This window comes from Pedobacter frigidisoli, assembly GCF_004331675.1.
In the GTDB taxonomy this organism is placed as follows: Bacteria; Bacteroidota; Bacteroidia; order Sphingobacteriales; family Sphingobacteriaceae; genus Pedobacter; species Pedobacter frigidisoli.
In genome coordinates this window covers 57,359-71,592 of sequence record NZ_SJSN01000020.1, presented here as the reverse complement: position 1 = coordinate 71,592, position 14,234 = coordinate 57,359, and the positions used below count along the sequence as shown (strand labels likewise).

Annotated in this window: 11 protein-coding genes; 4 read left to right on the top strand and 7 right to left on the bottom strand. The window is 38.4% G+C overall.

Features of this window, described 5'->3' with window-relative positions; translation table 11 throughout:
• Positions 1 to 42 precede the first annotated feature (42 nt).
• Both EZ449_RS19920 and EZ449_RS19915 read right to left on the bottom strand, forming a co-directional pair.
• Positions 43 to 237: a hypothetical protein gene (locus EZ449_RS19920; protein ID WP_131562233.1), complete on the bottom strand. Its 195-nt coding sequence runs from the start codon at positions 235 to 237 to the stop codon at positions 43 to 45.
• Positions 238 to 325: 88 nt separating this feature from the next.
• A complete protein-coding gene (locus EZ449_RS19915; RefSeq protein WP_131562230.1) occupies positions 326 to 910 on the bottom strand; it encodes an RNA polymerase sigma factor in 585 nt (194 codons plus the stop codon).
• Positions 911 to 1,170: 260 nt separating this feature from the next.
• Between EZ449_RS19915 and uvrA the strand changes: the two genes are divergently transcribed.
• Together uvrA and EZ449_RS19905 are read left to right on the top strand one after the other, a co-directional pair.
• Positions 1,171 to 3,984: an excinuclease ABC subunit UvrA gene (uvrA, locus tag EZ449_RS19910; RefSeq protein ID WP_131562229.1), complete on the top strand. Its 2,814-nt coding sequence runs from the start codon at positions 1,171 to 1,173 to the stop codon at positions 3,982 to 3,984.
• A gap of 8 nt (positions 3,985 to 3,992) precedes the next feature.
• Positions 3,993 to 4,646, top strand: a complete 654-nt coding sequence (locus tag EZ449_RS19905) for a LysE family transporter (RefSeq protein ID WP_131562227.1) — start codon at positions 3,993 to 3,995, stop codon at positions 4,644 to 4,646.
• 404 nt (positions 4,647 to 5,050) lie between these two features.
• On the opposite strand, the gene EZ449_RS19900 is transcribed toward EZ449_RS19905, so the two are convergent.
• From EZ449_RS19900 to EZ449_RS19885, 4 genes are all read right to left on the bottom strand, one after another.
• Complete coding sequence (locus EZ449_RS19900) at positions 5,051 to 6,373, bottom strand: peptidoglycan DD-metalloendopeptidase family protein (protein WP_131562225.1); 1,323 nt, start codon at positions 6,371 to 6,373, stop codon at positions 5,051 to 5,053.
• 94 nt (positions 6,374 to 6,467) lie between these two features.
• Positions 6,468 to 8,300 (bottom strand): ABC transporter ATP-binding protein, encoded by a 1,833-nt coding sequence (locus EZ449_RS19895; protein WP_131562223.1) that lies wholly within the window; start codon positions 8,298 to 8,300, stop codon positions 6,468 to 6,470.
• A gap of 311 nt (positions 8,301 to 8,611) precedes the next feature.
• A complete protein-coding gene (locus EZ449_RS23225; RefSeq protein ID WP_225872385.1) occupies positions 8,612 to 8,896 on the bottom strand; it encodes a hypothetical protein in 285 nt (94 codons plus the stop codon).
• 153 nt (positions 8,897 to 9,049) lie between these two features.
• Positions 9,050 to 9,580 (bottom strand): DinB family protein, encoded by a 531-nt coding sequence (locus tag EZ449_RS19885; RefSeq protein WP_131562222.1) that lies wholly within the window; start codon positions 9,578 to 9,580, stop codon positions 9,050 to 9,052.
• Positions 9,581 to 10,462: 882 nt separating this feature from the next.
• Here EZ449_RS19885 and EZ449_RS19880 point away from each other — a divergent pair.
• Together EZ449_RS19880 and EZ449_RS19875 are read left to right on the top strand one after the other, a co-directional pair.
• On the top strand, positions 10,463 to 11,290 hold the full coding sequence (locus EZ449_RS19880) for a DUF3667 domain-containing protein (RefSeq protein ID WP_131562220.1): 828 nt from the start codon (positions 10,463 to 10,465) through the stop codon (positions 11,288 to 11,290).
• Positions 11,291 to 11,436: 146 nt separating this feature from the next.
• On the top strand, positions 11,437 to 13,020 hold the full coding sequence (locus tag EZ449_RS19875; protein ID WP_131562218.1) for a Na+/H+ antiporter: 1,584 nt from the start codon (positions 11,437 to 11,439) through the stop codon (positions 13,018 to 13,020).
• Between the two features lie 62 nt (positions 13,021 to 13,082).
• On the opposite strand, the gene EZ449_RS19870 is transcribed toward EZ449_RS19875, so the two are convergent.
• Complete coding sequence (locus EZ449_RS19870; RefSeq protein ID WP_165499820.1) at positions 13,083 to 13,922, bottom strand: M12 family metallopeptidase; 840 nt, start codon at positions 13,920 to 13,922, stop codon at positions 13,083 to 13,085.
• Between the last annotated feature and the right edge of the window lie 312 nt (positions 13,923 to 14,234).

Here is a 14,234-nt window from a genome sequence, read left to right as displayed (position 1 = left end):
CTGCCTCACTTTGTGGGGCAGCTTTTCTAGCTTATGTAAAATTTACTTTGATCTGCTGTAAGCTAAAATCTTATTGATGGTTTCATCTTGAGGATTTTTAGCCAGTCTATCTAACTTACTTTTGATTTGATCGTAAAATAAGTCGATTTCTGCGTCAGATTCAATATCAGTTCTAGGCTGAAACATACTGTGGTTTTGTAAATTTACATTTGTTTTTGATGTAGAGGTTTTTGTCATAAGCAACTAAATGTGATAAGTTTTATAAACTTAACGATAGTTCAGATGCTTTATTTCAATCGCTAAAACATTTTATGTAACTTTTTTATTACCCCTTGTAGGTCATTTCTTTCGTCTTAAGCATTTTGCGCAAATTGCTCAAAGCATAGCGCATACGGCCGAGTGCCGTATTAATACTTACGTCGGTTAAATCGGCTATTTCCTTAAAGCTCAAATCTGCATAATGGCGCATTAGGAGCACTTCTTTTTGCTCATCTGGCAGCAATTGAATCATTGCCTTTAAATCTTTATGGGTTTGATCGCGAAGCATTTTATCCTCTGCACTCTCATCATAAAACTGAAGTGTATTGAATACATCCATTCCATCAGAACTCGTAATAATTGGCGTTCTTTTTTCCTTTCTGAAATAATCAATAACTAAGTTGTGTGCTATACGCATTACCCAAGGTAAGAACTTGCCTTCCTCGTTATATCGTCCTGATCGCAGCGTATTTATTACCTTAATAAAAGCATCCTGAAAAATATCCTCCGCCAAATATTGGTCTTTCACCAATAAGTAGATAGAAGTATAAATTTTGCTCTTATGTCGTCTTAAAAGTTCCTGCAATCCATTCTCGTTCCCGGTAACGTATAACTTTACCAGGTCCTGATCATTGTATGATTGTAAATTCATAGGTTTACCTACACTAAATCCCGTACTATTTGCTAAAAATTAATTTGTAGATGTTTAATTTCTATAGCCTATCTCCTATGTTTTTGAATGTTGTTAGTTTGGTTCTGAGGTCGTTGTTATCCAAAGAAAGTTATTTTTTTATCAAAAAGCAAAAAATAAAATGTTAAAAAATAAATTAACCGTCTCAGTACCCTATTTTTGTATGTTTTTAAAAACCCAATGATTATCAAATGGGTTATGTTTTAAATCCTTTATTATTCATGAGCAAAAAAGAAGCCGAAAAAGATCCGCATAAAAATATTATTATAAAAGGTGCACGTGTGCACAACCTGAAAAACATAGATGTTGCCATCCCAAAAAATAGATTGGTGGTGATTACTGGGATGTCTGGTTCGGGAAAATCTTCATTGGCATTTGATACTCTATACGCCGAGGGGCAACGACGATATGTAGAGAGTTTATCATCTTATGCCCGCCAATTTATGGGCCGTATGAACAAGCCTGATGTAGATTATATTAAGGGAATTGCTCCGGCAATCGCTATCGAACAAAAGGTAATTACCTCAAATCCTCGTTCTACTGTTGGTACATCGACAGAGATTTACGATTATTTAAAACTTTTATTTTCCCGTATTGGAAAAACAATCTCGCCAATTTCTGGCAAAGAGGTTAAAAAAGATTCGGTTAGTACGGTGGTAGATTATGTTGGCGCAATGCCTGAAGATACAACAGTAACCATATTCTGTCCGCTTTACCCACATAACAACAGAACCATTAAGGAAGAACTGGCTATCCTTTTGCAGAAGGGCTTTTTAAGGGTTTTGATTAGCGATAAGGTTGAAAAAATTGAATCAGTTTTAGATGATGCTGATTTTAAGGATGCCGAACTTGTTGATGATAAAACCGTTCAGATTCTGATCGATCGTATCGTTACCAATCAGGAAGAGGAAACCTTGAGTAGGTTGGCAGATTCGGTGCAGACAGCATTCTTTGAGGGCAAAGGCGATTGTTATGTAGAGACGGGAGGTAAAACCAAACATTTCAGCGATCGTTTCGAGTTGGACGGAATGCGTTTTGAGGAGCCTACACCAAACTTTTTCTCCTTTAATAATCCTTACGGTGCTTGTAAACGTTGTGAGGGTTATGGAAACGTAATTGGTATTGATGAAGATTTGGTTATCCCTGATAAGAGCAAAAGTGTATATGATAATGCCATTGCGCCTTGGAGAGGGGAGAAGATGGGCATTTGGCTACAAAACTTTATTAAAGTTGCAGGTAAATTCGATTTTCCTATCCATCGTTCATACAGTCAGTTAACAGAAAAAGAGCAGCAGTTATTGTGGACAGGCAACAAGTATTTTTCAGGTTTAGACGCTTTCTTTAAGGAATTAGAAGAGCAAACCTATAAAATCCAATACCGTGTCATGTTATCACGCTACCGCGGAAAAACCACTTGTCCGGATTGTAAGGGCTCTCGCTTGCGTAAAGATGCATCTTATGTCAAAATAGCTGAAAAATCTATTATTGATGTGGTATTGATGCCTTTGGCAAAGGCGCTGGTTTTCTTTAACGAATTAAAATTAAACACCAACGATACCAAGATTGCTAAACGTTTGTTGGCAGAAATCGATAACCGTTTTCTTTACCTAAATAATGTAGGGTTAGGTTATCTTACCTTAAACCGATTATCAAACTCATTATCTGGTGGGGAATCGCAGCGTATCAATTTGGCAACTTCTCTTGGTAGTAGTTTGGTCGGTTCTATTTATGTGTTGGATGAGCCAAGTATCGGTTTACATCCACGCGATACGAACAAACTGATTGAGGTGCTGATTTCGCTTAGAAATGTTGGAAACACGGTAATTGTTGTAGAACATGAGGAAGAAATGATGCGAGCTGCCGATCATATCATCGATATTGGTCCAGAGGCGGGTACGCATGGAGGAAACCTAGTTTTTAGCGGTGATTACGAGGAGATTTTAAAAGATAAACATAGTTTAACGGGCCGTTATTTGGCGGGATTAGAAAAAATTGCCATTCCAGAAAAGCGACGTAAGTGGAAAGACCACATTCTAATCAAGGGCGCTAGGGAAAATAATCTCCAAAATATTGATGTGAAGTTTCCACTAGGTGTTTTTACAGCTGTGAGTGGTGTTTCAGGTTCTGGAAAAACCAGTTTGGTGAAAAAGATTTTATATCCAGCCTTGCAGAAAGCAATAGGAAACTATGCTGGGGAGCAAACCGGTTCTTACGATGGTATCTTCGGTAACTATGAAATGGTAAATGCTGTGGAAATGGTCGATCAAAACCCAATTGGTCGTTCAAGTCGTTCGAATCCTGTTACCTATGTTAAGGCCTGGGATGATATTCGTGCCTTATTTTCCAATTTGGCATCGGCTAAGGCAGCAGGATTAAAACCAGCAGCTTTCTCTTTCAATGTAGAGGGCGGTCGTTGCGATGTTTGCCAAGGTGAGGGTGAAGTGAAAATTGAGATGCAGTTTATGGCCGATATTTATCTGCCATGCGAGGCCTGCGGCGGAAAACGTTTCAAACAGCAGGTTTTGGATGTTACCTATAAGGAGAAGAATGTATCTGAGATTTTGGATATGACCATTGATGAAGCAGTGGATTTCTTTAAGGATGAACAGAAGATTCTGAATAAATTAAATCCATTGGTTGATGTAGGTTTGGGTTACGTCCACTTAGGGCAATCGTCTAACACGCTCTCGGGTGGAGAAGCCCAACGGATCAAGCTGGCATCATTCCTAATTAAGGGTAATAATGCCAATAAAACATTGTTTATTTTCGATGAGCCAACAACGGGCTTACATTTTCACGATATCAAAAAGCTATTAAAAGCCTTAAATACTCTAATCGAACAGGGAAATACGATTTTGGTTATCGAACACAATATGGACATGATCAAATGTGCTGATTGGGTTATCGATATCGGTCCTGAGGGTGGCGATGGTGGTGGTAAATTGGTGTTTGAGGGAGTGCCTGAAGATCTGGTTAAAGAAAAAAAATCTTACACAGGAAAATATTTAGCATCGCATTTAAACATTAATCCATAATTTCGGCAATGCTTTTTATAACGTTTTTCATAGGCATCATCCTCAACGCCATGGGCTATATTCCCCCTGGCAATATCAACCTTACCGTAGCGCAATTGGCCATTAATAAGGGCATGCGACAGGTATGGTATTTCATCCTATCTTTTTCCTGTGTAGAGGTGTGCTTCACTTTTGGTATGATGCGTTTTGCCCGGTGGGCGATGAGTGATATCAATCCAAATGAGGCGGTTAGCGAGGTTAGGCTTGGAACCTTGGTGGATTGTTTTATGATTCTCATGTTTCTGGTGATGGGAACAATTACATGGGTTAACCGTAAAAAAGCGCCTAAAACCAGCAATAAGAAAGAAGACAAACGTAGTGGAAGTGTTTTGTATGGATTAATCTTGGGTGTGCTCAATCCAGTCCAGATTCCTTTTTGGTTGTTCTTTGGAAATTACGTTATCCTACACGAGTGGATCAAAACGGATTATCTTTCCTTAGTGATATTCAGTATTGGCTCTGGTTTTGGCTCTGCATTGGCATTATATGTATATGCCCATTTTGCTACCTATATACAAGAGAAGTTTGCGCTGAGTAGCTTAATTGTAAATAAATCTATCGCCATATTTTTGTTTGTTTTAGCCGCTTATTTAGTTGTGAAGCAGTTATTTGTAGTTTTTTAGTTTCGCCAGTTTGGGCGTAAGGTTAAGGACGATTGCGAGCCTTAATGTTATACGTTGTTTTTTTCGTTTTCGCTGAGCCAACTTTCAAAAAAGAGAAATGCAGCGCAGACTAAACCCGATGGCACAGCGGGGGCAGAACCAGCCTAAGGTTTCCTGCCATTCTTTCCAAACCCCTACTGTATATAATAGGAATGCTATTGAATAAGCTGATCCAAAAAAAAAATGTAAGTGATTTAGGGCTGATGAATCAGCATTCAGTAGTTTAATTAAAATTCAGAAGAACTATTAAGATCCCCATCCGATAGTTGTCGGATCAAGCTGAGGGTGACGATCATTTATGTAAACCAATAATCATCAAATGAGGCGCTAAACAGTGTGTCTTTGATATTTATGTTTTAGCCTTGTTATTTCACAATCCATCCAACTTGTGAATTTTCATCACTAACCAGTTGAAAGTTGTTGAAGATTCCCAATATGCTTACCCATTGACCTGCCTTTAAATTCAATTTTACCGGTGATAGGCTATCTGGTTGATTATACAATTTTATTTGTGCTGGATTGACCTTGATCATACGCAGGGGCTTGCTGGTTTGAGCTAAGTCACTACTTTGAATAAAACCGGTATTTCCATCAGGAAGTTCTGCCCTATAATAATTTCCTGTCGCCGAATTTACATTGATTATTGTTCCTGCTTCTAGGTTGGCCAATACATTGGCTCTATTTTGAGGGGCACTTAACAACTTTACTTGCATTGATGTTCGTAATGTCTTATTCAGATTTGAAATTGGAACGCCTATATTAACTGGTAATTTTGAAATCGGATCTATAAACGGCAATGGATTTATTGCACCTCCAGCAGTATAAATGCCAAAGTGTAGGTGAGTGGGTGTGGTCTTTGCATTTCCAGTATTGCCCATCAAACCAACTGTATCACCTATTTTTACCACTTGTCCTTCAGTAGCAATTTGCTCATCTAGGTGGGCATAATAAACTGTATAATCTTTTCCTTTCGGTCTGAGCCAAACTACCTTTCCCCCTAAATTGTTTTCATTTACCCGTGTAATTGTTCCCTCTGCAATGGAGAGTACAGGACTTCTAAAAGTCCCAAAAATATCAATGCCCTCGTGTTTTCTAATGTTGTTGTCCCTTCCATCGCCCCAATAACTTTTGATGCTGTTGCTGCTATTTTTCGATTTTATTGGAAAGGCCAAAGATGGTCCAGAAGTAATTTCCAGGGTATATTCTATGCTTTTCAAGAGTTCGGGCTGTAATCTGATGAGGTAGTTTCCAGTGTCATCGATGTCGTGTTTTAAAGGACTATTTAAGGTATCTGCAGATGCAACTAATTTTGGCTTACCGTTTTCCGGTAAAAACCAGAAATCTAGGTAAAGTGCTGTTTCCGTAGGCTTTTTAGTTGAGCTGATGGTTAGTTTCTGCCCTTTGATTGCTGAGAATTTATATGCGGCGGCAGGAATTTTCTCTGCGGAGAAATAGCCAACTTCTTTAAACGGAACAGTAATGGTTAGTGCCTTTTCTATGCTAGAAGTTGCAGAATTTATCCATGCGGCACCCATTGCAGTTTTATCTAAGCCAGCGGTTTCCAATTTCCGTTGGTATTGCTCATGCAGACTATCAGCCTTAAACAGATTAATTGATCCGGTTTTGCAGGAAATTATAATTGAGGAAATAAATAAAACGGAGAGTAATGGTAAAATACGTTGCTGCATGAAGTCCTTTTAGGTAATAACAAGATTCATTCTCCATGGTTTTGGAAATGCAGATAATCAAATGGCCTAAAGCACAAGTAGTGATAAATACCTGCTATTGATAGCCCATAGCCTGAAGATGGAATAACTCTGAATATCTTCCATTGGCGGCCAATAATTGGGCATGTGTACCAGACTCTAACAACGTTCCCTTATCTAAGACCAGAATTCGATCGGCTAAACGAGCGGTAGAGAAACGATGAGAAATTAATACCGCTGATTTTCCTTTTGTCAGTTCTGCAAAACGTTGAAATACCTCATATTCAGCCCGGGCGTCTAAGGCAGCAGTGGGTTCATCCAAGATCAAAACCTGTGCTTCTTTCATGTAAGCCCTTGCCAAGGCAACTTTCTGCCATTCGCCTCCTGATAGCTCTACGCCATCATTAAACTTTCTGCCAAGAGCCTGTTGGTAGCCGTTAGTAAGTTTTAGCGCCAATTGGTCTGCCAGACTTTCTTGTGCGGCCTTTTTGACCAGGTCCAGATTGTCAACTTCCTTAATATTTCCTACCGCAATATTTTGTTGGAAACTCATTTGATATCGGATGTAATCCTGGAAAATAATACCCAGATTATAACGCAAGTCATCCAAATCATATTCCCTTAAATCTTTTCCATCTAATAGAATTCTACCTTCAGTTGGATCATAAAGACGTGCCAATAGTTTAACCAAGGTTGTTTTGCCAGCGCCATTCTCACCCACAAGGGCAAGTTTTTCTCCTGGCTTAAATTCGAAGTTTAAGTTTCTATTCGCCCATCGCGTAGTGTTGTGGTATTGGAAGCCCACATTTTCAAATATAAAACCATTTTTTATCGGATTTGGAAATGGAATCGCATTTTCAGTTTTGGTAATTTTAGGTTTAATCTCAAAAAACCCAATAAAATCATTCAAGTAAATCGCTCCCTGGGAAACGATTGTGAAACGTGATAACATCATTTCCATCAAGCCACTTAATTGTCTAAATGAGCCCGCCAAGAAAGTTAAACTTCCAACGGTAGATCTCCCCTGAACGGTATCGTAAATAATAAATCCGTAGGCTGCGTAATAACCCATCGTTCCCAATACCGAAAAGAAAGTTCCCCAGCCTGCTCTTCGGATGGACAATCTACTGTTATCAGCATAAAATTTATCTGATAATGTTTTGAAACGATTGGTAATGAAATCCGCCAGTCCGAATATTTTAACCTCTTTTGCTGTCTCATCACTAGCGCCCAGGTAACGCACATAATCTAGTTCCCTGCGCTCTGGAGTTTGACTTCGAGATAACGCATAGTTCTTGCTATTGAAATAAGATTCTCCAAGGAAAGATGGAATGATGGCCAGTAACAAAAGTAGAATTAACCAGGGATTGAAAGCAATTAAACCAGTGATGAGAAATGCCATGGAGATAAAATCCTGTATCTGGCCCATCACCTGCGACAGCAATACCGTTCTACCCACAGTCTGCTGTCTGGCACGTTCTAACTTATCATAAAACACAGAATCTTCAAACTGATCTAAATCCAAAGTTGCGGCATGTTTCATTATTCGCATAGAGGTATAGTTGGAAAACAAATCGCCCAGCAAACTATCCGTGAGGTTAATCATCCTATTCAGTCCATCGGTAAATACGGCCAATGCAAATTCTAGAGCAACTAATTCCCATAAATAATGTAAATCCTTGGAGGTATGGCCATTCAAGGCTACAACTTCATCAATAATCAATTTCCCTACATAAAGTAATGCGACTGGCATCGCAGAACGTAAAATTCTCAGTGTAAAACTGATGGCAGTTTTGCTGGGACTACTTTGCCATACCAATTTAAAAAAGCCTGGCAGGTTTTTTAGGGAGGCAAGACGATCTTTGAAGGTAATATTTTCGGTAGGGATTGTATTTCTATTTTTTGCCATTTAATAATGAAAAGGAGCGAAACAAAGCTATCCTTATTAGTGGAAATGAATTACAGGAAGATGTAAAATCATTATAAACTTGGGGGAATTCAAATAAGTTTTAAGAAAATTAGCTGTAGTGGATTGGTGTTTTGATAAGCAGATCAAACCCAAAAATCAGACCCTCCCCAAGCGATCAAATACCGCTGCGGTAACTAATCCACCGAAAACGTACCATGCTACCGTGAGCACCCTGGTTTTATCTGTTTTGGTTACAGGCTCATCATCAAGCCCCATTTTATCTGGAAGTTTGATGGCACCTAAGCCAGCTGTTAACCTGCAATGGCGCCTTTAACGTAGATGTTCCTTTTGCCTGCCATTCCGATGGCACTATAATAAATTCCGTTGCTAATAATATCGCCAGCCAATGTTGCAGCGTAGAGGTTATTGCCCGTTGGCGATTCCAGGTTTAGGCTATTCAGCGATCGAGAAAGTGCTTCTTCTCCCAAAAGATCTATTCGCGGTGCATCTGCATCAAACCTGCGAACCGTTTCATGTAATATGTTTAAGGCAATTGCTCCTGCAAAACCTGCAACTATGGCTTTTACTATTTTCATATAGTTAAAAGCGAGGTTATTAAGAAATTGTTTTGAATGGGAATGATTTAAATGATATGAAAGCTAAAATTATTTTCTAGTAATTGGTTTTCGTATGGTGCCTAAGCAAAAAGTATAGCAAGCCTAATGCAACTTGCTATACTCACAAAATAATTAAAATAATTTTTCTGCCGGAGGCGTAACACCCGCTAAACGAAGATATACGGTTGCCTGTCCGCGGTGATGTGTTTGGTGTTCAAAATCTTTTGTGAAAACCATCTCCTTGGTCATCTCAAAACGATTCATAAACTTCACTTTCTCCCCTAATTGCTTTGGAGACATTTTTTTCAGTGCAGCAATCACATAGTCGTAACCAGCCACTACTACTTTAGTTACATTCGCCTTTGATTTATCTTTCATTTTTTCAACCTCACCTAGGCCTAAAGGACTTTTTTCTCCAGTTGCCGTAGCGGTGAAACCATAGTTAGCATCTGTTAGGTGTAACATTTGATCAGCAAAGGATCGCATTTCTGGAGTCGGGTTTAGCGCATAACCCGATTCGGGCATGGCATCTAAATACTCTTTGGTATATGCTTTTGCCCTTTCCCATTCCGCAATTTTGGTTGTTAAGGTTCCTTGAGCAGTTGCCGTTTGTAGCAGCAGTAAAAAGCAAGCAAAGCTTAAAAGTGTTTTTATTGTTTTCATAATTTGTTTGTTTTGTGAAACTAATATAATATTTATTGTTGGAGTGTAAAGGTTAAGTGGTCGTGGGGGAGTTGAATTAATTCTGTTCTTCGATTCCTCAGGTATAGCAAATATTCATATCCAGTTTAATCTTGAAGCAAACCCGGGAGATTAACTCGTGATCATTGAAAAAAGGCAACATGATCAATCATCTAATAAATGTTATAGCGAACCGAGAAGTATTTGCGGTTAAGCTTGGCAATACCGATTTTTTTGGTGAAGTACAATACCGTGATATAATATGGGTAAAATACATGCTGGATAAAGAACACCAATCAAGTTAAGAAGTTATCCTGACGGGCAATATGGGATGATAAGGGGGAAGCTGACGTTTATCTCTGATGTTTCCTATCGCGATAGCGTTTTTAAAGCAAAAGTTAGTTTCGAAAATTACGAAGATAAGGATCCATATAGAAAGGTTGTTTTAAAGAATGGTATGCAAGCCGATGCAGAAATTTTTAATGAAAGTTCTTTGCTGCCAAGTTTCTTTAGGAATACTACTAGAATAATGAGTTACAGATAATTGAGGCGTTTCACGATCAGGATTACGATGAATTCACCAATTCGCGGAAGATAAACATGAGGGAGGAGTTGTTTATAAGGAGTTTGGTAAGGAATTTAAGGATTCAGGAGAATGGCAAATCATATCAATAAAATACCTCATTAATTTTTTACATCATTGCATTTATCTATAGTAAGGTTGAGCACAGCGGCTTAAACAAATTCAACATTGAATTTATTTTATCAATAAGGCATTTGTATTATCTTTGGTTAATAAACAAACGCTACTATCTGCTTATGGAATAACTAACCTGGGGCAAAAACAATCTTAAAAACCAAATCATGCTAGAGGAAACGGTTAAAACTACTGATCTAACCTTAGATCAGATAAAGCCTGAAATAAAATCGCCCGATAACCATCACTTTTCGCATGGTTGTTTAAACTGCGCCACGCCTGTTGTACAAAACTTCTGTCCCAATTGTGGTCAAAAAGTCGCCATCCACCGTTATTCCATCGTACATTTTGTTGAGCATGATCTTGTTCACGGTATCTGGCATGTTGACAAGGGTATTCTTTTTACCATAAAAAAACTGTTTACCAAACCTGGTCATAGTGTCAGGGAATATATTCAGGGTAAAAGGGCTAATTATTTCAATTTTGTTACGCTGATTTTAACTATTTTGGCGGCTGCTGCTCTTTTAGCACCTTATGTTCATGTTAAACTTGCTGATCTAATGCCATGGAGTGATAAGAATACCATTAATGCGCTGGAGCAATGGATGGCGAAATATCCAAAATTATTTGCTGTCATCACTATTCCTACAAATTCACTCTTTAGTTATTTATGGTTTAGGAAATCGAGGCTAAATTATTCAGAAAACCTGGTTGCAAATTCATACAAAACTGCTGCAGAATTAATCATCGGGCTATTTTCATCAGTTATCATGATATTTTATACGAACATTAAAGGTTTAACAATCGTTTATTTTATGATCATCACACCTATCATTTTTATATATGGTATTTGGTATTATTATCAATTATTTTCTGCTTATGGCTATAGTAAAAAAGCACTTTTTTTCAGGAGCGTAATGACTATTATATCTTGTACACTCTTGCCTGCGGTAATTGGTTTCGTTTTGGCTATTATTCAAAAATTAACACATTAGTTTGCTGAAGTTTAGCGGAGTAAGGTCTTGTTCTATAACCATCATTCTGCGTTTTATATTCTAAATAAGGTTTATTTTTAACCGTAGAATATCCTAAATGTTCTATATTCAACCTAAAAATATTTTAATAGCTATCAAATAGGTACATGCATACTTTATTACCCTTTTTCTTGGCAATGGTCGCAGCCATTGTTTTACTAAATATGCTGGCTGCCAAATGGAAAATTGCTTACCCAATATTGTTGGTGGTAGGAGGTTTGTTGGTCAGTTTCTTTCCGGGATTACCCATTGTAAAAATAGATCCCGATCTTATCTTTTTTATATTTCTTCCGCCATTACTATTTTCTGCCTCCTGGTCTATTTCATTTAAGGAAATGCGGAAATGGTACCGCATCATTACCAGCTTTGCCTTTTTGGTGGTATTTTTTACGGCACTTTCAGTAGCCTTAGCTGCAAATTATTTTATACCTGGTTTTACCATTGCATTAGGCTTCTTGTTGGGAGGGATTGTTTCTCCGCCAGATGCGGTAAGTACAGGTGCCATTACCAAGTTTGTGAAAATTCCAAGATCTACTTCGGCTATTTTGGAGGGAGAAAGCTTGCTAAATGATGCCTCTTCGTTAATCATTTTCCGTTTTGCATTAGTAGCGGTGGGCACAGGCCAATTTATTTGGCAGGAAGCGGCGACAAGTTTTATATGGATGGTACTTGGTGGTGTAGCGATAGGTTTATTATTTGCCTGGCTTTTTGTGCAGGTGCATAAACGTCTCCCAACAGATGCGCCATCAGATATTGCACTTACGCTTATCGAACCTTATATCATGTATTGGATAGCGGAACAGCTCCATAGCTCGGGTGTATTGGCTGTGGTAGCAGGCGGTTTGTATATGTCATCTAAACGAATGATATTTTTAAATAGCGCCAGCCGCATCAGAGGTTTTAGCGTATGGGAAAGTTTTGTATTTATTTTAAATGGAATTGTCTTCCTTATTATCGGGCTCGAACTGCCTGAAATTGTTGATGGAATTCATGTAAAAGGCATTCCGTTAAGTACCGCTATTGGCTACGGCGTGCTGGTAACGGGTGTATTAATAGGCGCCAGAATGTTGAGTAGTTATGCTGCTTTACTTTCTACCATGATTTTCCGACCAAGCGTAATGCCTCATGCATCGTCTCGACGAATGCGTTGGCTAATGCCCACATTGCTAGGCTGGACAGGTATGCGAGGTGTGGTTTCGCTAGCATCGGCACTGGCAATTCCAGTTACTTTGGCCGATGGTAGTGCCTTTCCACACCGAGATTTAATTTTGTTTATCACATTTGTTGCCATTTTACTTACACTTTTGGTTCAAGGCCTAACCTTACCTTACATCATCAAACGGAGTCGGTTATTTAACGATATTTTTGAAGAGGAGAATGAAGCTATAGCCCACCAGAAATTGAAACATGAGTTGAAACAACATACACATGCCTTTCTAAAAGACAAACATGAGAACGACCTCGATGCCCAGGCTACAGTAGAAAAAATTCTCAAACAATGGGAAGAAAAGGCCAAGGCCGCAGATGATAGATGGATGAATGATAAAACAAAGGCCATTTTTGTAGAGATGCTCGAAAGCCAGCGGCAATATCTGTCAGAATGCAATAAAGACCCTGATTTTAACGAGGACATTATTCGCCAGCAATTATATCAAATAGATTTAGAAGAGGAGCGCCTAAAGATTATTTGAGTTTTAGAGCTGATTTGAGATTAAAGAAAAAGACCGGCTAAAAACCGGTCTTTTATAGATATTTAACCAGGATAAATACGTTTGATGAAAATTTTATCCTTGTCGGATAGATATGCGTTTTCATCGACACTAAAGTTATCGGTTGTAAATTCATTAGGAATCCAATAATGCATAATTGAGTTTGTATCGTATGCAGTATTGCGAACCTCTCTTGGTTTATATTTATCAAAGATATTGCTATTTACTTGTGCTCGAGTCCAATTGTTTGGAGGGCCCATATAGTATTGATAAACTGCTGGTTTATCCCAATTAATATTGGCCAAAGGGCTTAAATGTTCATGTCCTAATCCAATGGCGTGGCCAAATTCATGAAGAACATAATAACCATAGTCATAATCACTAGAGTTTCTATCCAAATCGCCGAAATTCATGGTTTGTTCTCCTTTGTGTTCATTAGCATCTGTGCCAATCCACGACCAATGGCCCCAATCTCCATTTACTTTAAAGCCCACTCTTATATCTGATTCTGCTTTGTTTTGAGTAACAACAAAATGCAAATTTGCATGATTGGCCCATCTGCGGGCAAATTTCATCACGTTATCGCGTACAATTTGGCCACCATTGATAAAATATACACGTAAAGTTTTACCATTTGGCCACTTTGTTCCTCTAACTGCGACACCTCTGCCCGAAACATCATCATCATCTTCGCCTAAGATAATTGGCCGGCTATTGGTAAATTTATCCACGCAAACTTTCAATGGAGCACCGTTGGCGCCCATCTGATTCAGATTACCTGGCAAACTCGCTCTCAATTCGGCATCCATGGATAATTTTTGTTCATTCTGTAATTCCACATCGGAATCTTTTTTACAAGACGACACCGCAATTGCCAGTGCCATAACTATTAAACATTTTTTTAACATAGGTTTAGTTTTAAATGGTTAGATAGATTAACTACCAATTGTAACGAAAATGTCATGAAATTGTTTTACAGCTATAGGTAGATTTTCCAAAAGAGTTGGACAGTTTCAATTTTGACTTACGAAGTTAGATGGGCTGTGATAAGGCGAAACCTAGTCAGTCTAGTTTGTATCCGATGCGTTTTGACTACGCTCTGGGCAAAAATGGTTTGGTATTTATTGATGGAAACTGTGATACTCAATTTGAACTGACTATTTTTCCATTGCCCTGTCCGCCTAAAATTTCATTAG